The sequence below is a fragment of the Saccharopolyspora sp. 7B genome, assembly GCF_020177435.1.
GTDB classification, from domain to species: domain Bacteria; phylum Actinomycetota; class Actinomycetes; order Mycobacteriales; family Pseudonocardiaceae; genus Saccharopolyspora_C; species Saccharopolyspora_C gregorii.
In genome coordinates, this window is the sequence record NZ_JAIUKC010000081.1 from 38,088 (window position 1) to 57,405 (window position 19,318).

17 protein-coding genes are annotated in these 19,318 nt (G+C 72.6%); 12 read left to right on the top strand and 5 right to left on the bottom strand.

Features of this window, described 5'->3' with window-relative positions:
- Window positions 1-16 precede the first annotated feature (16 nt).
- Window positions 17-676 (bottom strand): TetR/AcrR family transcriptional regulator, encoded by a 660-nt coding sequence (locus LCD33_RS14120; protein ID WP_224955621.1) that lies wholly within the window; start codon window positions 674-676, stop codon window positions 17-19.
- Window positions 677-772: 96 nt separating this feature from the next.
- Between LCD33_RS14120 and LCD33_RS14125 the strand changes: the two genes are divergently transcribed.
- Complete coding sequence (locus tag LCD33_RS14125) at window positions 773-1,681, top strand: SDR family oxidoreductase (protein ID WP_224966964.1); 909 nt, start codon at window positions 773-775, stop codon at window positions 1,679-1,681.
- 39 nt (window positions 1,682-1,720) lie between these two features.
- On the opposite strand, the gene LCD33_RS14130 is transcribed toward LCD33_RS14125, so the two are convergent.
- Window positions 1,721-3,268, bottom strand: a complete 1,548-nt coding sequence (locus LCD33_RS14130) for a GMC family oxidoreductase (RefSeq protein ID WP_224966965.1) — start codon at window positions 3,266-3,268, stop codon at window positions 1,721-1,723.
- A 318-nt stretch (window positions 3,269-3,586) separates the two neighbouring features.
- On the opposite strand from LCD33_RS14130, the gene LCD33_RS14135 reads away from it, so the two are divergent.
- From LCD33_RS14135 to LCD33_RS14165, 7 genes are all read left to right on the top strand, one after another.
- Window positions 3,587-4,285 (top strand): FadR/GntR family transcriptional regulator, encoded by a 699-nt coding sequence (locus LCD33_RS14135; RefSeq protein ID WP_224966966.1) that lies wholly within the window; start codon window positions 3,587-3,589, stop codon window positions 4,283-4,285.
- 119 nt (window positions 4,286-4,404) lie between these two features.
- The gene (locus tag LCD33_RS14140) at window positions 4,405-5,271 is read left to right on the top strand and encodes an NAD(P)-dependent oxidoreductase (RefSeq protein WP_224966967.1); all 867 of its coding nucleotides are present in this window, start codon (window positions 4,405-4,407) and stop codon (window positions 5,269-5,271) included.
- Window positions 5,272-5,336: 65 nt separating this feature from the next.
- The gene (locus LCD33_RS14145) at window positions 5,337-7,535 is read left to right on the top strand and encodes an MFS transporter (protein WP_224977933.1); all 2,199 of its coding nucleotides are present in this window, start codon (window positions 5,337-5,339) and stop codon (window positions 7,533-7,535) included.
- Window positions 7,532-8,524: a transketolase family protein gene (locus tag LCD33_RS14150; RefSeq protein WP_224955614.1), complete on the top strand. Its 993-nt coding sequence runs from the start codon at window positions 7,532-7,534 to the stop codon at window positions 8,522-8,524. The genes LCD33_RS14145 and LCD33_RS14150 overlap by 4 nt, the downstream gene beginning before the upstream one ends.
- 171 nt (window positions 8,525-8,695) lie before the next feature.
- Window positions 8,696-9,097 carry a DUF805 domain-containing protein gene (locus LCD33_RS14155; RefSeq protein WP_224955613.1) on the top strand — a complete coding sequence of 134 codons (402 nt, stop codon included), beginning with the start codon at window positions 8,696-8,698 and terminating at the stop codon, window positions 9,095-9,097.
- 89 nt (window positions 9,098-9,186) lie between these two features.
- Entirely contained in the window at window positions 9,187-10,347 is a 1,161-nt protein-coding gene (locus LCD33_RS14160) for an MFS transporter (RefSeq protein ID WP_224955612.1), read from the top strand.
- Window positions 10,347-10,775, top strand: a complete 429-nt coding sequence (locus LCD33_RS14165; RefSeq protein WP_224955611.1) for a Dabb family protein — start codon at window positions 10,347-10,349, stop codon at window positions 10,773-10,775. The genes LCD33_RS14160 and LCD33_RS14165 overlap by 1 nt, the downstream gene beginning before the upstream one ends.
- Here LCD33_RS14165 and LCD33_RS14170 read toward each other — a convergent pair.
- Complete coding sequence (locus tag LCD33_RS14170) at window positions 10,765-13,359, bottom strand: AAA family ATPase (protein WP_224977934.1); 2,595 nt, start codon at window positions 13,357-13,359, stop codon at window positions 10,765-10,767. The two genes, LCD33_RS14165 and LCD33_RS14170, sit on opposite strands and share 11 nt — an antisense overlap.
- Window positions 13,360-13,968: 609 nt before the next feature.
- On the opposite strand from LCD33_RS14170, the gene LCD33_RS14175 reads away from it, so the two are divergent.
- The 3 genes from LCD33_RS14175 to LCD33_RS14185 are packed head-to-tail and all read left to right on the top strand — an operon-like array spanning window position 13,969 to window position 17,255.
- On the top strand, window positions 13,969-14,238 hold the full coding sequence (locus LCD33_RS14175; protein ID WP_224955609.1) for a hypothetical protein: 270 nt from the start codon (window positions 13,969-13,971) through the stop codon (window positions 14,236-14,238).
- Window positions 14,231-14,872 carry a DUF6879 family protein gene (locus LCD33_RS14180; protein ID WP_224955608.1) on the top strand — a complete coding sequence of 214 codons (642 nt, stop codon included), beginning with the start codon at window positions 14,231-14,233 and terminating at the stop codon, window positions 14,870-14,872. The genes LCD33_RS14175 and LCD33_RS14180 overlap by 8 nt, the downstream gene beginning before the upstream one ends.
- A gap of 22 nt (window positions 14,873-14,894) precedes the next feature.
- Window positions 14,895-17,255: a tetratricopeptide repeat protein gene (locus tag LCD33_RS14185; protein ID WP_224966971.1), complete on the top strand. Its 2,361-nt coding sequence runs from the start codon at window positions 14,895-14,897 to the stop codon at window positions 17,253-17,255.
- A 103-nt stretch (window positions 17,256-17,358) separates the two neighbouring features.
- Here LCD33_RS14185 and LCD33_RS14190 read toward each other — a convergent pair whose 3' ends face one another.
- Entirely contained in the window at window positions 17,359-17,535 is a 177-nt protein-coding gene (locus LCD33_RS14190; RefSeq protein ID WP_224955606.1) for a DUF397 domain-containing protein, read from the bottom strand.
- Window positions 17,532-18,371, bottom strand: coding sequence for a Scr1 family TA system antitoxin-like transcriptional regulator (locus LCD33_RS14195; RefSeq protein ID WP_224955605.1), 840 nt, complete (start codon window positions 18,369-18,371; stop codon window positions 17,532-17,534). Before LCD33_RS14195 ends, LCD33_RS14190 begins: the two co-directional genes overlap by 4 nt.
- Before the next feature lie 350 nt (window positions 18,372-18,721).
- On the opposite strand from LCD33_RS14195, the gene LCD33_RS14200 reads away from it, so the two are divergent.
- Window positions 18,722-18,886 carry a hypothetical protein gene (locus LCD33_RS14200; protein WP_224955604.1) on the top strand — a complete coding sequence of 55 codons (165 nt, stop codon included), beginning with the start codon at window positions 18,722-18,724 and terminating at the stop codon, window positions 18,884-18,886.
- Window positions 18,887-19,318: the final 432 nt, after the last annotated feature.

The following is a 19,318-nucleotide window of genomic DNA, read 5'->3' on the forward strand; positions in this document are numbered from 1 at the left end:
GGCCGCCGGAATGCCCCTACCGGCGCGCGAGGAGGCCGGAAGCGGTCACCGCCGTGGTGCGGCGGACCAGGTCGGTGAAGTCCAGGCGCATCGCGGCCAGCGAGGGATCCGAGTCGTAGACGGCCACCATCTCCGGGGACGGGCGGCTGCACTGCCATGCGGTCATGGCCGTCAGCAGAGCGGTCTCGGCCAGCGCCCCGGCATCGGCGTCGGTCAATTCGGGGAGGTGCCGCCGGACGAGCCCGACCAGTGCGCGGAGCGACTGCTGGGCCCTGCGCTTGTGCCGGATGCCGACGTCGGTGGAGATGTTCTGCTCCAGCACCGCACCCTGCGCGCTGAACAGGTCGCACAGCACCGGGCGCTTCGCCATCGAGGTGGCCCAGAGGTCGGCCAGGTGGTCCCCGCGCTCTCGCGGCGTGCCCTGGTCGCGGTGCGGCACCTGCTCCAGTTCGGCGATCCAGTCCGCGATCTCCACGTCGAGCAGATCGAGCAGGACCGCCTCGCGCGATTCGAAGTACCGCAGCACGTTCGCCTTGGCCAGGCCGACCCGGCGGCTCAGCTCGTTCAGGCTCAGCCTGGCGACCGGCATCTCCGCGAGCATCGCGGCCGCGGTGTCGAGGATCTGCCGCCGCCGCTGGGTTCGCTGTTCATCGGTGCGGGCGCGCTGGAAGCTCACGCGCACATGTTACATACCGCCGGTACGTTGATAAGAGACCACCGGTCCTTTATGCTGAGGTCGACGAAAGACCAGCGGCGCGCGAAGGAGTTCGGGATGTACCAAGTTCCTGACCAGCAGGGGAAGCTCGCCGTGGTGACCGGCGCCAACAGCGGCACGGGCGAGGAGGCCGCCGCGCGCCTCGCAGGTGCCGGAGCAGAGGTCATCCTCGCGGTGCGCACCCCGGCCAAAGGCGAACAGGCGAAGACCGAGATCCGCGCCGCACACCCCGGCGCCCGCGTGCAGGTCCGCCGCCTCGACCTGGCGGACCTGTCCTCGGTGCAGGACTTCGCGGAAAGCCTCGTGGCAGCAGGAAGGCCGCTGGACCTGCTGCTCAACAACGCCGGAGTGATGAACGTGCCCCAGCGCACCGTGACCGCCGATGGCTTCGAACTTCAGCTGGGCAGCAACTTCCTCGGGCCGTTCGCCCTCACCAACCGGCTGCTGCCCGCGCTGCTCGCAGCCCCCGCACCACGGGTGGTCACGATGAGCAGCGGCACCGCCAACCGGGCGCGCATCGACTTCGCCGATCTGCAGTCCACCCGCGCTTACAGCCCGACCCGCGCCTACGCGCAGTCCAAGCTGGCCGACATGCTGCTGATGGTGCACCTGGCCGAGCTCGCAGCCAGGCGCGGTTGGTCCTTGCTGTCGACCGGCGCGCACCCCGGCTACACCCGCACCAACCTGACGACCTCCGGGCCCACCCTCAACGGCGGCAGGCCCGGCCTGCTGGAATCGATCCTGTACAAGATCGTGCCCTCGCAGGGCCCTGCACAGGGCGCGGAACCCCTGTTGTTCGCGGCGACGAGTCGCGCCGCCACCGCAGGCGGCTACTACGGCCCGCGATGGGGCTTGGTCGGCCCGGCCAAGCAGGTCGCACTTCCACGATCGGGGCGGGACGCGGCCCTCGCGGCACGCCTGTGGGCTGAGGCCGAACGCCTCACCGGAGTGACCGTCCCCGCCTGAGGGCCGCGATCGACCGGCGACCGCCGCTCACCGCCGAGCTCATGCGGCGCCGCCTTCGGTCCGCAAGGATTCGGCGATCTTCTCGCCGACGAGGACGGCGGTCAGGTGCGGGTTGGCGCGCGGCAGCCACGGGAACACGCTCGCATCGGCGACCCGCAGGCCGTCGACGCCGAGCACCCGCCCGTGCGGGTCGACGACGGTGTCCGGCCGGTCCGGGTCGCCCATCCGGCAGGTGCCCGCGGCGTGCGCGGTGTCGGAGACGTTGGCCAGCGCGAAATCGGCGAACTCCCGGTCGTCCATGTCGGTCGCGGGATCGACCATGCCCGCACCGAGCCCCATCGCCGCGCTGATCTTCCGCAGTTCCGGGTGCGCCGCGAAGGCACGCAGCTCGTCCACCACCACGCGCAGCCGCCGCAGGTCCCGCTCATCGGAGAGCAGATCGAACGCCACGTCCGGGTCCGCGGCCGGGTCGGTGCCGGCGATGCGGACCCGCCCGGTCGAGTGCACCCGGTTGTTCCAGCCGAGGACGCCCGCGACGGGGACGCCGATGCCGAGCGCGCCGGGCGCCGCGAGCATCCCGTCGTTGATCTCGTCGCCGACGCCGGTGGTGAACCGCAGGCACAGCTGCCCGCGTTCGGGCAGGCCGCCGTAGTCCGGTGGTTCGTGCAGCGCGAGCGCCAGCAGGATCGCCGGGTGGTCCTGCAACCCGTCTCCCACCGGCAGGTCGGCGACCGGCCGGATGCCGAGCTCGCGCAGCTCCGCGGCGGGCCCGATGCCGGAGCGCTGCAGGATCGCCGGGGTGTGCACGGCACCGGCGGCGAGCACGGTCTCGGCGGCGCGGTACTCCACCGGCTCACCACCGATGATCGCCCGCACCCCGATGGCGCGGTTCCCGGCGAACCGGATGCGGTCGACGAGCGCGCCGCCGATGACGTGCAGCTCGGCCCGGTCCCGGTTCGGTTCGAGGTAGCCGTCGTTGGTGGACACGCGCCGGTCGCCGATCGCGTTGAACGCGTACGGCGACACCCCGGTCGAGCCGGGTGCGTTGTGGTCCGGCGCCCACGGGTGGCCGCGCCGCTCCGCGATCCGGTCCAGGGCGGCTTCGACGGTGGCGAAGTCCTCCCGCCGCGGCCGGCGCACCGGGATGGGGCCGCCGGAGCCGTGGTAGGGCCGGTCGGCGAAGTCGTGGTCGTCCTCCAGCCGGTTCAGCAGCGGCAGCACGTCCTGGTATCCCCAGCCGGCGCACCCCTGCGCGGCCCAGCCGTCGAGGTCCTCGACGGTCGGCCGGATCGCGAACAGCCCGTTGACCGCGGAGCTGCCACCGACGCCCCGGCCCCGCACGTAGCGCGCGGGCCCTTGCGCGGCGGACCGGGACGCGCGCAGCTCGGGGAACGTGTGGGTGGCCGCCAGCTGCTCCACCAGCTTGATCTTGCCGGGTTCGACGCCGCGGATCTCGGGTGGCGTGTCGGCGGAGCGGTAGTCGGGGCCCGCTTCGAGGAGCAGCACGCGCCGTCCGTCGTCCTCGGCGAGCCTCGCGGCCACCGCCGCCCCCGCGGACCCTGCTCCGATGATGATCGCGTCGTACATCGCCCCTCCTCCGCCGACGCCCGCGCGGACGCCGGTTCTCGATCTCCCCGGTGGCAGGAGAAACCATGCCGCCACGGCACGCGCAACGGACTGTGCGCCAGCTCACCGATTTCAGCTTCCGCCACAGGTGAACGACGCACCGGAACGCGGCATCCGGACGAACGGGACATCGGCCGGCCGCGGCAGACCTGGCGGCGGGACTCGGCCCCCGCGACCGGGAAGCGCGTCGGCCGCCCGGAAAGGTCGGACCAAATCGTTGACAGGTCTCCTGGCCACGCTTAACGTACCCGGCATTGGTCCTACCAAAGGAGGTGTCCAGTGGGTGTCGATCTCTCGTTCCTGGTGCGCAGCCTGGCCGAGCAGGCCACTCCCGAACCGGGCACGGACCTGCTCCGGCTGCCGACCGAGCGGGAGCTGGTCTCGTCGCTGGACATCAGCCGGGGCGCGCTGCGCGAGCAGCTGTCGATGCTGGAGATGCTGGGTTTCCTGACCCGCACCCAGGGCCGCGGCTCCTACCTCGGCGTCCCGGACGCCGGTTTCATCCAGCTGTACTTCGACCTGTCGAACGAACTCGGCCAGCTCGGCGGCGGCCAGTTCCGCTCCGCCCGCGAGATGCTGGAGATCAGCATGTCCGAGGCGGCGGCGCGGCTGGCGACCGCCGACGACGTCGAGGTGCTGCGCGACCTGGTCGACGAGATGGTGCGCGCGAGCGGGGCGGGCGAGGACGACCGCGCGCTGGAGGCGGACCTGGACTTCCACCGCCGCCTGTTCACCATCGTCGACAACCCCATCTTCACCTTGCTGCACGACGGGCTGAGCCACGTGCTGCGCGACGAGGTGGTGGACCGCCGCCGGGTCGCCGTCGCACGCGCTCCCCTGGCGCCGGGCGAAGAACGGGTCATCGACACCGTCCACTACGGAATCGTCGACGCCGTCGAGAACCGCGACGGCGAAGCGGCGCGGGCCGCGATGCGCCACCACTTCGAGGTCTGGTCCTCGCTGACCGGCGAGAGCTGACCGCACCAGCCGCCCCTGGGCCGGAGCCGATCACCCGGCACGCCCACCCAGCACCGCACCCGAGGTCCGGGTGCCGGTGCGCGCTGCCCGCTCCCGGGCCCGAGCAGGAGGTTTGTCAGATGAGTGAACCCGGTGTCGTGTTCGTCGGTATCGGGGCCATCGGCCGGCACATGGCGAGCAGGCTGGTCGCCGCCGGCCGCGCGACGACCGCCGTCGACCCGGGCCCGTCCGCGCGGGAATGGGCCGCGGAGCGGGGGATTCCGGCGGTCACGTCGATCGCGGCGGCACCGCGCGCCGAGTTCGTCGTCGTGATGGTCGCGACGCCGGACCAGCTGACCGCCCTCGTCGACGAAGCGTTGCGCCGCAACGACCTCGACGGGCAGCGCTGGATCGTGATGAGCACCGTCGGCCCGGATTCGGTGCGGGAGCAGGGATCCCGGCTCGCCGCGGCCGGCGCGCTGGTGCTCGACGTGCCGGTGACCGGCGGCGTGGCGCGGGCGCGCACCGGTGAGCTGACGCTGTTCGCGGCCGGGAACCCGGCGACCGTCGCCGCCGCCCGCCCGGTGCTGGAGCGCTTCGGCGCGGTCCGCGAGGTCGGCGAGCGCATCGGCGATGGGCAGGCGATCAAGGTGGTGAACCAGCACCTGTGCTCGGTGCACATCGTCGCCGCCGCCGAAGCTCTGTCGCTGGCCGGAGAACTCGGCCTGGACCGCGAGCAGGTGCTGTCCCTGGTCGAGTCCGGCGCGGCCGGGTCGTGGATGCTCTCCGACCGCGGTCCGCGCATGCTGCGGGGCACCGACGTGGAGGTGACCAGCACCATCGGCATCTTCGTCAAGGACAGCAACCTCGTCGCCGACGCCGCCCGCCAGGCCGGGGCGGACACGCCGCTGCTGGACCTGGCCCGGGAGCGCTACGAGCGCGCCGCCGACGCCGGACTGGGTGCGCGCGACGACTCGCGGGTGATCGAGACCTACCCCGCGCCCTGACCCGTTCTTCCCCGCACCACGCGGAAATCCCTGCGTCCCCTGCGGTCGCTGCAAAGGAGCAGACCATGTCCGCTGCGCCCACCACCGGACCACCGCGCGACAACCCGGCGAAGGTGTCGGTCGCGTCGATGATCGGTACCGCGGTCGAGAGCTACGACTTCTTCATCTACGGGACCGCGTCGGCGGCCTACTTCGGGTCGGTGTTCTTCCACACCGGCAACGAACTCATCGGCGTGCTGGCCTCGTTCGCCACGCTCGCCGTCGGCTTCTTCTTCCGCCCGCTGGGCGGCTACCTCGCCGGGCACTACGGGGACCGGCTGGGCCGCAAGACGGTGCTCATGTGGTCGCTGGCGATCATGGGTCTGGGCACGGTGCTGATCGGCGTGCTGCCGACGTTCGCCCAGGTCGGGGTGCTGGCACCGGTGCTGCTGATCCTGCTGCGGATCGTGCAGGGCATCGGGTTCGGCGCCGAGTGGGGTGGCGCGGTGCTCATGTCCGTGGAGCACGCGCCCGAACGCAGGCGCGGGTTCTTCGGCGCGGTGCCGCAGATCGGCATCCCGGCGGGCCTGCTGCTGGCGAACGGCGCGTTCCTCGCCTCGGAGGCCCTGTTCGACGGCGACTGGGTGTGGCGGGTGCCGTTCCTGGTGTCGATCGTGATGGTCGGCGCGGGCATGTTCATCCGGATGAAGATCTCCGAGTCCCCCGACTTCACCGCCATGAAGGACGGCGGCGAGATCCACGCGACCCCGGCGCTGGAGGTGCTGCGCCGCGACTGGCGGGTGATCCTCAAGATCGTGGCGCTGCGGCTCGCGGAGACCGGCGGCTACTACATCACCACCAGCTTCATGCTCTCGTACGTGGTGCTGGCCGGGCTGGCGGACAAGCAGCACGTGCTGGTCGGCACCATCGTCGGTTCGGCGCTGGGCCTGCTCAGCCACCTGCTGTTCGGCGCGCTCTCGGACCGGATCGGGCGCAAACCCGTGTTCCTGCTCGGATCGGTGTTCACCATCGCCTTCGGCATCCCGATGTTCCTGCTGGTGAACACGGGCGCGGGCATCGCCGTGGTGGTGGCGGTGTCGCTGGGGCTGCTGCTGAGCCACGACCCGATCTTCGCGGTGGAGTCGTCCTGGTTCTCCGAGCAGTTCCCGCGGGACGTGCGCTCGTCCGGGATCTCGCTGGGCTACAACGGCGCCTCGATGGTGGCGGGCCTGCTGCCGTTCCTGGCGACCGCGCTGTACGGCGTCGCCGGCTGGCTCGGCGCGGCGCTGCTGTTCGTGCTGCTGGGTGTCGTCTCCACCGCCGCGGCCGCGTTCACCGCGGAAACCGCTCCCGCGAAGCTGCCGGACACCGATCCGGCCCCCCGGAAAGGAAGTGAGGACCGCATGACCGCACCGAGCGAGTCGCGCGCGGAAGGTCTCGCCGCGCGCGCGGATCGGGTGCGCCACGCCGCGCACCGGATGCGCCACCACATGCTGAACATGGGCGAAGTGCAGGGCCAGGGCTACGTGGGGCAGGCGCTGGGCGTCGCCGACGTGCTCGCGGTGTCCTACGTGGACCAGCTGCGGCTGCGCCCGGCCGACCCGCACTGGGCGCAGCGGGACCGGTTCCTGCTGTCCACCGGCCACTACGCGATCGCGCTGTACGCGGCGCTGGCGGAGGCCGGGGTCGTTCCGGTGGCGGAGCTGGAGACCTACGGCTCGGACGGGTCGCGGCTGCCGATGTCCGGCATGGCCTCCTACACCCCGGGCATGGAGATCTCCGGTGGGTCCCTCGGCCATGGCCTGACGGTAGCGGTGGGCATGGCGCTGGGGCTGCGGCTACGCGGCGAATCCCCGCGGGTGTTCAACTTCCTCTCCGACGGGGAGCTCGACGAGGGCTCCACCTGGGAGGCCGCGATGGGTGCGAAGCACCACCGGCTGGGGAACCTGACCGCGATCGTCGACATGAACGCGCTGCAGGCCGACGGGAAGACCGAATCGGTGCTCAGCATCGAACCGGCCGAGGAGAAGTGGGCGGCCTGCGGCTGGTTCACCCAGCGCGTCGACGGCAACGACGTCGAAGCACTCCTGGCGGCGTTCGACGCGGCCACCGAGCAGGCCGGGCCGGAGGGCGCCCCCTCGGTGATCCTCTGCGACACGAAGATCGGCCGGGGCGTCCCACTGCTGGAATCCCGCGAGAAGGCCCACTTCATGCGGATCGACGAGCACGAGTGGCAGCTGTGCCGCGACCAGCTCACCGCCGGTTTCGAAGGAGCGAGCGCATGAGCACCCCCACCACGAAGCGCCTCACCACCTCGGCGATGATCGCCTCGTTCGCCGACCCCGGGCAGCGGACCGCGCCCGCCCCGTTCGGGCACGCGCTCGCCGCGCTCGCCGAGCAGGACCAGCGGATCGTCGGCCTCACCGCCGACCTCGGCAAGTACACCGACATGCACGTGTTCGCCGAAGCCCACCCGGACCGGTTCTTCCAGATGGGCATGGCCGAGCAGCTGCTGTTCGGCGCCGCGGCCGGCATGGCGGAGGTCGGCCTGGTGCCGTTCGCCTCCACCTACAGCGTGTTCGCGGCGCGGCGGGCGTACGACTTCCTGTGCCTGGACATCGCCGAACCGAACCTGAACGTCAACATCATCGGCGGCCTGCCCGGGCTCACCACGGGGTACGGCCCGAGCCACCAGGCGACCGAGGACGTCGCGATCTTCCGGGGCATGCCGAACCTGACCATCGTCGACCCGTGCGACTCGGTGGACATCGAGCAGGCGGTGCCGCAGCTCGCGGCCTCGGACGGACCCACGTACCTGCGGCTGCTGCGCGGGAAGGTACCGACGGTGCTCGACGAGTACGACTACGAGTTCCGGCTCGGCAAGGCATCGGTGCTGCGCGGCGGCAACGACGTCGTGTTCGTCTCCAGCGGGCTGATGACGATGCGCGCGTTGCAGGCCGCGCAGGACCTCGCCGAGCACGGCGTGGACGTGTCGGTCGTGCACAGCCCCACCATCAAGCCGTTCGACTCGGAGACCGTGCTCGCCGAGCTCGGCGGCGGCAGGCTCGTGGTCACCCTGGAGAACCACACCGTCGTCGGCGGCCTCTTCGAGACCCTCGCCGCGGAACTGGCCAAGGGCGGCGTGCAGCAGCGCGTCGTCCCCATCGCCCTCCCCGACGAATTCCTCGACGCGGGAGCCCTCCCCACCCTCCACGAACGCTACGGCCTCGCCCGCACCACCATCGTCGACAAGGTCCTCACCGAACTCGGGTGAGGCCCAGCCCGCTGAGATTCCGAGCGCCCGGCCGGTGCGGTCCGGCCGGGCGTCGGCTGGGAGGCGTGAGCGAGCCGGGCCGGGTGAACCGCCTCCGCGTGCCTCCGTTCGGGTGCGGATCTTCGATTTCGCCTCGGGGGGCAGGTTTCCGGCTGAACACTTCGTCGGGTGATGGCAGCTGATCCGGGCGACGCCGAGCCCGCACCGCGACCCCCGCAGCCGCGGGTCACCTTCGCGGCGGCCGTCCGCGGCGCCTTCCGGAAGTCCTTCCAGGCGAGGGGACGCGCCGCGCGCAGCGAGTTCTGGCTGTTCGCCCTCTTCTACGGGGCCATGACCGGCACGCCCCTGATCCTCCTGGGCGCGGCACCGGACCTGCTCTGGCAGGGGATCCTCGCCTACGCCGTCATCGCGTACGCGGGGTTGATCCCGTTCATCGCCGCCGGCATCCGGCGGCTGCACGACACGGGCCGCAGCGGTCTCTGGTGCCTGCTCCTGCCCACCTGCCTCTTCTTCGTCGTGCTGATCCTCTGGACCGAGCCGAGCCAACCGCACGCGAACCAGCACGGCCCCTGATCGCGCGAACCACCTAGCCGTCCGCGGCGTTCGACCTAGGTGATTTTCGCCGACGCGTTCCGCCCGGACCCGATGCCAGGGTCGACGTCGTGAGTGGAACGACGCTTCAGGGAACGCCGACGCGGGCGGCGCGGGCGACGGTGCTGGGCGCCGCCGGGTTGACGATCATGTCGGCGGCGCTGATCGCGCCGAGCCTGCCCGCGATGACCGGCGAGTTCGCGGGCGCCGACGTGCTGGTACGGCTGGCGTTGACGATCACGTCGCTGGCGATCGCGATCAGCGCGCCGATCTCCGGTGCGGTCGCCGACCGGCTCGGCCGCCGTCCGCTGCTGGTCGGCGCGCTGGCGCTGTACGCGGTGGCGGGCACGGCGGGCTACTTCGCGACCGGCCTGGGGCCGCTGCTGGTGACGCGGGTCCTGCTCGGGGTCGCCGTCGGCGGGCTCATGACCGCGATCAGCGCGTTGATCACCGACTGGTTCGACGGGCGGCGCCGCGCCGCGTTCCTCGGGATGCAGCAGGCGGCCGCGAGCCTCGGCGGTGTCGTCTTCCTGCCGCTTGCCGGGGTGCTGGCGGCGGTGCACTGGCGGCTGCCGTTCTGGCTCTACGCCGCCGGTGCCCTGGTGCTGCCGTTCGCGCTGCGGACGATCAGGGGGACTCCGCGCACCGCGGACCCGCCCGCCGCCGGTCGGGCGCGGAACAGCGGACGCATCGGCAGGATCTACCTGCTGGCGCTGGTGGCGACGCTCGTGTTCTACATGGCGCCGACGCAGCTGCCGTTCCTGCTGGCCGGTTTCCACCTCGGCCCTGCGGTCACCGGTGCCGTCGTCGCGTGCAGCACGCTGACCGGCGCGGTCGGGGCACTGGCCTTCCCGGTGTTGCGCGGCAGGCTCGCCCCGCGCGTGCTGACGGCGGGCAGCGTCGTCCTGCTCGGGCTGGGCTGGGTGGTGATCGGCACCGCCGGTTCCGCCGGGCCGGTCGTGCTCGGGCTGCTCGTCGGCGGCGTCGGCGTCGGGCTCGTGGTCCCCGACCTGAACCTGCGGCTCGCCGAGCTGGCGGCGCCCGCCAGGCGCGGGCGAGTGCTCAGCGGACTGGTCACCGGCATCTTCCTCGGTCAGTTCCTGTCGCCGCTGGCCGCGCAACCGCTCATCGAGGTGGCCGGGATCTCCGGCGCCTTCACCTGGACCGGCGCGGCGTTGGCCGCGGCCGGGTGCACCGCGACGGCGCTGCACCGGAACGAGAGGACATCCTGATGATCTACCACGGAAACCGGTTCACCTTCCGGGCCGACGCGGACCCGGAACGCGTCGAGGAGGCCCTGGAGAGCCTGCGCGAGCAGGGCCGGGCCATCCCGGCGGTGCGGTCCTTCGTCGTCGGCCCGGACCACGGTGGCGACTACGACTACGGCGCCGTCTTCGTGCTGGCCGATCTGGACGGCTACCAGGAGTACCTGGTGCACCCGGCACACCTCGCCACCGACCGCGTCGGGTTGCCGCTGGTGGACAGGTTCGCCTCGTTCGACATCACCGACGACCCGGACCCCGGGCTCGCCGAGAGGATCGCGGAGCTGCACCGGCGGCGGTACGACGGCATGCCGGACATCGCCGCGCTCGTCTCCGGCCTCGGCGAGTACCGCGGCAGCGCCGCCCCCGGCCCGCACGGCGAGCGGGTCAGGGAGTGACGCCGGGGAGGTCGCGGAGCTGCCGGCGCGAGGTGACGCCGAGCTTGCGGAAGATGTTGCGCAGGTGGGCGTCGACCGTTCGCGGGCTCAGGAACAGCCGTTCCGCGACCTCCTTCGACGTCGCACCCGTCGCCACCTGCCGCGCGATGTGCCGTTCCTGGAGGGTGAGTTCCGCGGCGGCGGACGCGGGGCGGCTGGTCACCCGTCCGCCGGCCGCGCGCAGCTCATCGGCGGCGCGGTCGGCAAAGGCGGTCATCCCGAGGTCGGCGAGTTCCCGGTGCGCGGCGCGCAGGGTCTCCCGGGCGTCGAGCCCGCGGTTCCGCCTGCGCAGCCATTCCCCGTACAGCAGCCGGGTCCGCGCCCGGTGCGGGGCCGCCGGGGAACCGTCGAGGTGGTCGAGGGCTTCCCGGTAGTCGTCCTCGTCCCCGCTGATCAGCGCGCGGGCGCAGGCGGCCACGCCGAGGCCCCACGCCGAGCCACCGGCCCGGGTGCGTTCGGCGAGCGAGTCGGCGGCGGCTTCGGCGGCGCCCCGCGCACCGCAGCGGGAGGCGGCCTCGACCAGTTCGGGCAGCGCGATCCCGGCGAGGAACAGGTCGCCGGGCGCCGTCGCCTCCTCGGCTGCGGCCAGCGCCGCCCGGTAGTCGCCGCGGCCGTTGTGCAGCAGCGCGGTGGCCCAGTGCAGGTTGGCGGCGAGCTGCCCGCCGCCGTCCCCCTCGGCGCCCAGCCGCGCCAGTTCCGCGTGTTCCCCGCGCATCGCGGCCAGGTGCAGGCGCGGATAGCGCAGCGGCGGTTCCCCCGCGGCGTCGGCGATGGCCTCTTCCTCGGCGATTGCCGACGCGGCGGTGGCGAAGTCACCGGCGAGCACGGCACCGGACGCGGTCTGGGCGAGGCCGAGCCGCACCACCATCGGCGAGCCGGAGGCGCGGCCCGCCCGCACGATCCGGCCGGTGACGTCGGCGTGCGCGTCCAGGTCCCACAGCTCGGCCACGATCATGGCGGCCAACGCGGGGCGGGCGGCGATCGCGGCGTCGTCGGCGACGGCGGCGCGCAGCAGCGGGCCCGCCGCCCGGTGGCCGCGGGTCTCCAGCGCCACCAGCGCGTCGAGGACGTCCGGCGGCCCCGGTGCGGGTGCGGCGGCGGCCAGCACCGCGTCGAGCACCCCGGACGCCCGGCCGACGACCAGCGCCATCTCCAGCGCGTCCAGGTGGTGCTCCCGGGACACCGCCGGGTCCACTTCGGACATGCGCTGGGCGGCGCGGAGCATGAACGCCGGGCCATCGTCGCCGCCCGCGGCGAACGCGATCCGGCCGCGCAGCAGGTCGGCTTCGGCACGCCGCCGCTCGTCGAGGCCGCCGGTGTCCGCGGTCGCGAGCAGCTCGGCCGCCGCCTCGACGCCGCCCGCCGTGAGCCGCGCCCGCACGGCCGCGAACGCGCGGTCGGTGCGGCGCACCGGGTCCAGCGACAGCGCCGCAGCGCGTTCGAGGACGGTGGCGGCCGCCGCAACACCACCGCGCGCGCCGGCGCGGGCCGCGGCCGACTCCAGCTCCGCGGCCACGTCCTCGTCGGGGCCGGTGCCGGACCGGCCGCGGTGCCAGGCGCGGCGGTCCGGGTCGGCGACCGGGTCGGTGACGGCGGCGAGCGACCGGTGCGCGGCGTGGCGCTGCTCCGCGTCGGCGGCGCGGAGGACCGCGGACCGGGCCAGCGGATGGCAGAACCGGACCCGGGTGCCGAACTCGGCCAGTCCGGAGGCTTCCGCCGCCGCGGCCGCCGCGCCGTCGATGCCGAGCCGGCGAGCCGCGGCCCACACCGGCACCGGATCCCCGGCCGGTTCGGCGGCGGCGACGACCAGCAGCGCCCGGGCGGTCGCGGGCAGCTGCGCGAACCTGGCGCGGAAGGAGCGTTCGATCCGGTGCGGCACGGACGAGGTCACCGGCGGATCGCCGTCCTCCCCCGGCAACTCCAGCAGTGCCAACGGGTTCCCGCGCGCCTCGGCGAGGATGCGGTCCCGCACCTGCTCGTCGAGCGTGGCGCGCACCAGCAGGCGCGCCTGCGCCTCGGGCAGGCCGCCGAGCACCAGTCCGGGGAGTTCGTCGAACCCGTCCCGCGCCGCGAACACCATCACCACCGGTTCTTCGGCGATGCGCCGCGCGACGAACGACAGCACCTTCGCCGAGGCGTGGTCCAGCCAGTGGGCGTCGTCGATCGCGCACAGCACCGGCCGTTCCCGCGCGGCCTCGCCGATCAGCTCCAGCACCGCCAGCCCGACCCGGAACACGTCCGGCGCGCCCGCCGAGCCGAACGCGTCGCGCAGGGCCGCGGGCACCTCGGCGGCCCGGCCGAGCAGCGGCAGGCACAGCTGGTGCAGCCCGGCGAACGGCAACTCCGCTTCGGGCTCGACCCCGGAGGCCTCGACGACCCGGAATCCGTCCGCCCGGCGAACCCGGTCGAGCAGCGCGCTCTTGCCGATGCCCGGCTCCCCGCGCAGCACCAGCGCGCCACCGCGCCCCTCCGCCGCGGCGCGGGTCAGCTGCTCCAGCCGGCGAAGTTCCTCGTCCCGCCCGACGAGCGGCGGCACCGTGCGCATGCCGCGAGATTACCGGCGCGGCGGGCGGCGAGGCACGCGATCCCCGATCCCGAGGCGTCCGCCGCCCCCGCGGGGAGGGCCGGACCGGCCGCGGCATCGCTGCGCGCCGAAGTCCGGGCGAACGGCCCGTTCGTCCCATCAGCGGAGTTCGATGCTCCGATCACCCGGCCGGATTGCGCGGTACGGTGCCGGGCGATTCGAATTCGGCGTGTTCGGTCGAGGATGCGTAACGATCGCGCTCCGCGAGACGAACCCATCCGAGAAGAATGCTATCTTCGATGCACCATGAGTATTCCGAGCGGCTTATGCGGACGCCAGCGGGCACGAACGGCGGATGCACCGCTCTCGGATCGCGCACGTTTCGCGGAGGAATCCGCACGCGCGCACCATTGTTCCGCCCATCAGGCATTGATCAGCCCCATTCGAGTGATGCGAAGCAATGCTTCCCCCTCTTCCCATCGCCGCGTCCTTACACTGGAACTTCCCGAACGATCCACCTCGCACAACGGGAAGTTTCCAACGATCGGTGAATATCGGAAAACTTCCCCGAACAAGGCTGCTCCCCGCGGCCTTGTCCCGCCCGGTACGCGATCAGCGGAGGGGATGACCATGCCACGACCTTGGGAAGCGGACGCTTCGGCGGCCTTTCGAAGACGACTCGGCAAATCCGCCCTGGAACTCGGCCACACCGACGACGAACCGACCTGCCCCGACATCTGGGAACTGGACAACGGCGACGTCGCCGTGATCGGCCGCGACCTCACCGACTCCTACGCGGGCTCGCTGCCGGACGGGGTGAACGTCGGATTCGACGAACGTCTCGTCGTCATCCCCGGATCGATGCTCAGGTCCGCGAAAGGGGACATCCCCGATGACTGACGCGACCTCGATCAACGAATCCCCCATTTCGATCACCGGGGACGAGCTGGCGCTCGACGACTACCTCGCCGATTTCCGCGACCGGTTCTGGAACCGCAGCAACACCGGGGCGTGGAAGTTCGAACGCAGGCAGGTCTTCCGGCAACCGGAAAGCGCCAGTTGGAAAGCGTTCGACGACGGGGATTGGGATCGGTCGCTGCGACTGCTCGAAGAACGGCGGCCGAAGCTGGTGGACTACTTCGACCGGGTCGAAGCGCACGGGTTCTCCGTGCGCCGCGTCCGGGTGGTCGAGGAACCGCTGAGCCCCTACCTGATCTGGGAGTTGAACTCGTTGCTGATCCGGCACGAGTCCGGCGCGTCGATCAGCGTGGTCGACGCGGCGGCGCTGGCGGAGTGGGAACGCGACGGCCCGCTGCCGGAGATCTTCGTGCTCGGCCCGGACACCGTCTACGAGGTCCGCTACGACGCGGACGGCGTGGCGGTGGGCGCGGTGCGGTGCGTCGATCGGCCGACCGCGCAGCGCTGGACGACGTTCATCGAGTCCCTGCACCGCAACGGGGAACGCATCGACGCGTTCTTCGGCCGGGTCGTGCGGGGACTGCGCCCCGCGGGTCGCCGAGCGCCCTCGGCCTGACGTCGGAACCGGGGGTGGTGCCATGCCCGCACGGGGCGGCGACGAGTCCAGGAACGAGCTCTCCGGCGCGGCGCACGAGGTCGTCCAGGCCGGACTGGTCAGCGGCGGCATCCACTTCCACGGCCCGCGGCGCCCCGAGGACGGCGTGCCTCGGCAGCTGCCCGCCGACGCACCGGGATTCGTCAACCGGCGCGCCGAACTGGACCAACTGGACCTGCTGCTGCCCGACGGCGAGGCCGGTCGCACGACGGCGCCGTGCGTGGTGGTCGGCACCGCCGGAGTCGGCAAGACGTCGCTGGCGGTGCACTGGGCCCACCGGATGGCGCCGCGGTTCCCGGACGGGCAGCTGTACGTCAACCTGCACGGCTACGACCCGGGTCCGCTGGTCACGCCCGATCAGGCGCTGGAGCGCTTCCTGCGCGCGCTGAACGTGCCCGGGGCGCAGATCCCGGCCGACCTGGAATCGCGGGCCGCCCTGTTCCGCTCGCTGCTGGCCGGGCGCCGCATGCTGGTGGTGCTGGACAACGCGGCCACGGTCGGGCAGGTGCGGCCGTTGCTGCCGGGCAGCGGCGAATGCCTCACCTTGATCACCAGTCGCAGCAGGCTGTCCGGGCTGGTCGCGCGCGCCGGCGCGCGGCGGGTGACGCTCGGCGTGCTGCCCGAGCAGGAGGCGGTCCGGTTGCTGCGGAGCCTCGCCGCCGGGCATCGCGGGCCGGACGACGACGCGGAGCTCGACGAGCTGGCCCGGTTGTGCGCGCGGCTGCCGCTCGCGCTGCGGATCGCGGCGGAACGCGCGATCAGCAGGCCGACCGCGCCGCTGCACGACCTCATCGAGGAGTTGCGGGACGAGTCCGCGCTGTGGGACGCGTTGACCGCGGGCGATGACGACGATGCGGATGCGGTGCGCTCGGTGTTCGCCTGGTCGTACCGGGCGCTGTCGAAGGACGCGAGCCGCCTGTTCCGGCTGCTCGGCCTGCATCCCGGGCGCGAGTTCGGATCGGCCGCGGCGGCCGCGCTGGCCGACGTGCCGGTGAGCCGCGCGCGGCGGCTGCTGGACGACCTGGCCGGTGCGCACCTGCTGGAGCAGCCGCGGCCGGACCGGTACGAATTCCACGACCTGCTCCGCGCGTACGCCACGGACCAGGCCCGCACCGAGGAATCCGCCGAGACCGCTCGCGCCGCGCTGGACCGCGCGGTGCGCTGGTACGCGGGCTGCGCCGACCGGGCGGTGCGGGTGCTCGCCCCGGGGCATCGGCGCCCGCCGGCCGAGGAACCCGGCGTCGCGATCCCGGAGTTCACCTCGCCCGAGGACGCGTCGCAGTGGTTCGAGCGGGAGCGGGTGAACCTGGTCGCCGCCGTGCGGGCCGCCGAAGCCGCGGGCCTGCACGAGGCGGCGTGGCGGCTTCCCGCGCTGCTGCGCGGGATCTACGCGGGCCGCAACCAGTTCGACGACTGGTTCGCCACCAGCACCATCGGCCTCGGGGCGGCTCGCGCGTCCGGGGACCGGCACGCGGAAGCCGACATGCTGGAGAGCTTGGGCAAGGCGCACACCCAGTCCGCGCGGCGCGCCGAAGGGATCCGGTTCCAGCTGGCCGCGCTCGACCTGCGCCGGGAGCTCGGGGACCGGGCGGGCGAGCTGGCCTCCACCAACGCGGTGGGCATGGCGCACCTGCGCGGGCACGAGCTGGAGCAGGCGCTGCGCATGTTCGAGCGGACCCGGCGGCTCGCGACCGGCGCCGAGGACGAGTACTGGATCGCGGTGTCCACCAACGGCATCGCGAACGTCCACTTGGGACTCGAAGGGTTCGAGGAGGCCGCCGGGCTGCTCCGCGACGCGGTGCGCCGCTACACCCGGCTCGGCTCGCCCGGCGGCAGGGGCGACGCGCTGCGCGGGCTCAGCCACGCCCACCGGGGGCTCGGGCGCCCGGACGACGCGCTGGGCTTCGTCGAGGAGGCGCTGGCGATCGCCCACGAGCACGGGAACCGGGCGTGGCAGGCGTACTGGTCGCTCGAACTCGGGCGGGTGGAGGCCGATCTCGGCCTGCCTTCCGAAGCGCTGGTGACGTTGCAGCGGGCCGCCGCGCTGCAACGCAGGCTGGGCGACCACGCCAGGGAAGCCGAGGTGATCGACGCGACCGGCGCGGTCTACTCGGCGCTGGACCGCGCCGACGAGGCCGTCGGGTTCCACCGGCTGGCGGCGAACTCCTTCCGCGAGCTCGACGACCGCTGGCAGTGGGCGGTCGCCTTGGACCACCTCGCCACCGCGCTCGACCGCTGCGGGTCCGACGAAGCCGGAGACCGTCGTGCCGAGGCGGCGGACCTGCTGGCGGCGTTCTCCGACCCGGTGGCCCAGCGGATCCGCGCGCGTCTCCTCGAACCGTGAACCACCCGGCCCGCCCCGGCGGCGCGAATCCGGCCAGGTGGCCGGGCCGCTCGCGTGGGGAACCCGGTCGAGCGGGCCGGTCACCTGGTGGTCCGGGAGGGCTTCAGCTGTCGAAGCGGCCGGACTTGATCGCCTGCACCAAGGGCGCGACGGCGGCCTTGAGAGTCGGGCCGTGCGGGTCCTTGGAGTCTCTGATCTCGTCGAACGTCGTCGTCACCTCGACGCAGGTCGAGGTGTTCTGGCTGCGGCTCGACTTGATCCAGGTCCGTTCCGCGCTCATCGGCGCTCCTCCATCCTCCTGGCGAGGTCGGCGATGATGGCTCGTGACTCGTGCGCGTTCCGCGACACGCTCTCGATCATGCCGACGGCTTCTCGGTAGATCTTCACATCCGCTTGCTCATGCAGGAAGAGCCCGGACTTACGATTCTCCAATTGGACGACCTCTTCCAGACCGGTTCGGATGAGCAGGAAGGGGCCCTCCAGACCCGGATGCCAACCGCTGGCCAGCGGAACGATGCGGAGTTCGATGTTCGGCCGGGCCGCCACCTGATCAAGGAATCGAAGCTGCGGAACGAGGACCGATCTGTCCCCGATCACCTGGTACAACGCGGCTTCCCCGATGAACGCGACGAGATCAGCGGGTTGTGAACCGGTCACCGATTCCCGACGACTGAGCCGCAAGGACGTTCGGGCGGCGAGCTCCGCCTCCGGCACACCTCCTCCCCGCATGACCGCCGTGCTGTAATCACTCGTTTGCAGCAACCCTGGAATCATCAGCGGCGATACCTCGACGATCTTCATCGCCCGCCGCTCCAAGTCGATCAGAGCCTCCAACTGCTGCCGCTGTGCCGGAAGCGTCGTCGCCACCCAGTTGGGTGCGTCGGCCCCGTGCGCGAGCTCGACGACCTCCTCATACCGCTCGCCGTTGATGCCGAGCGAGGTCAGCACCTGCGCCACCTGCTCGGGACGCGGCGTCCGATCACCGGTCTCCCAGCGCGACAGCACCCCGGGGTCGCGTTCGAGCCGTTTCCCGAGCGCGCGCAACGTCAATCCGTTCTCCTCGCGGGCCTGCCGCAAGGCCTTCCCCAATGCCTGGTTCTTCGGAGTTTTCGCCATCCGCGCTCCGTGTCGTCGCTCCCGCGAGATCGCATTCGTCGCGGGCCCACCTACTTGATCACCCGATGCGGCTACCACGACACCGTTGTCGCCGAAACCGCCCGCGGTCCATGGTTCTCGGACATCGGCGAACCGATCCGGGCATGATGCCAGCCCACCCCGACAGCGGATCCGGGGGCCGCGGAATCCGAAGGAGTGCAACGATGAATTCGTTCCAGAGCAGCGCGACGGGAACTCCGCTCCGAACCGACGACAGCTCGATGAGACAGTTCCACTTCGGAATCGCTCGCAATCGGGAGGATCGATTTCCCACCGCGACGATCTCGGCGTGGGCGGCTTCTCGCGGGCCGGTGGACACGCGGTGGCACGCGGTCGGCCGGGCCGGCGGCGGGGCGCTGGCCGCGGAGTGCGGGACCTACGTCTACGGGCCGGTGCACCTGCGGCGGTCCGCGAGGATTCCGGACGGGGTGGCGGATCGGGCGATGTGCCAGGCCTGCGCGCGGCGGGTCTCGTGAGTTCCCGGCACTTCTGGCGGCCAGCGGCGGACGGGGTGCGGCACGCGTTCCGGGGGCCGCGGTGGAACGGGCAGCCGGAGGGCACGTCGGTGTGCGGCACGCGCACCGGAATGGTAGCGGAACCGTCCGAAGAGGACTGGGTGCGGGCGCCGTCCTGCGCCGCCTGCAACACCGCCCTGCACGCGGCGCGCGGCACCGAGGTGTGACACCGGCGCTCGCGGGAAACCCCCGTCGCGGAGATCCCGCGAGCACGGGGACGCACCGGAAGCCGCTAGCCCTCGACCCGCTCGCACGGCGGAACTCCCCGCCACAGCAACGAATACTCGGCCCGCAGCGCTGATTCCCCGACCAGCCGCGGGCCGGACCGACGCGGCGACCGAGAACCTGGTCGGCTTCTTCGTCAACACGCTGGTGCTGCGGACCGACGTGTCC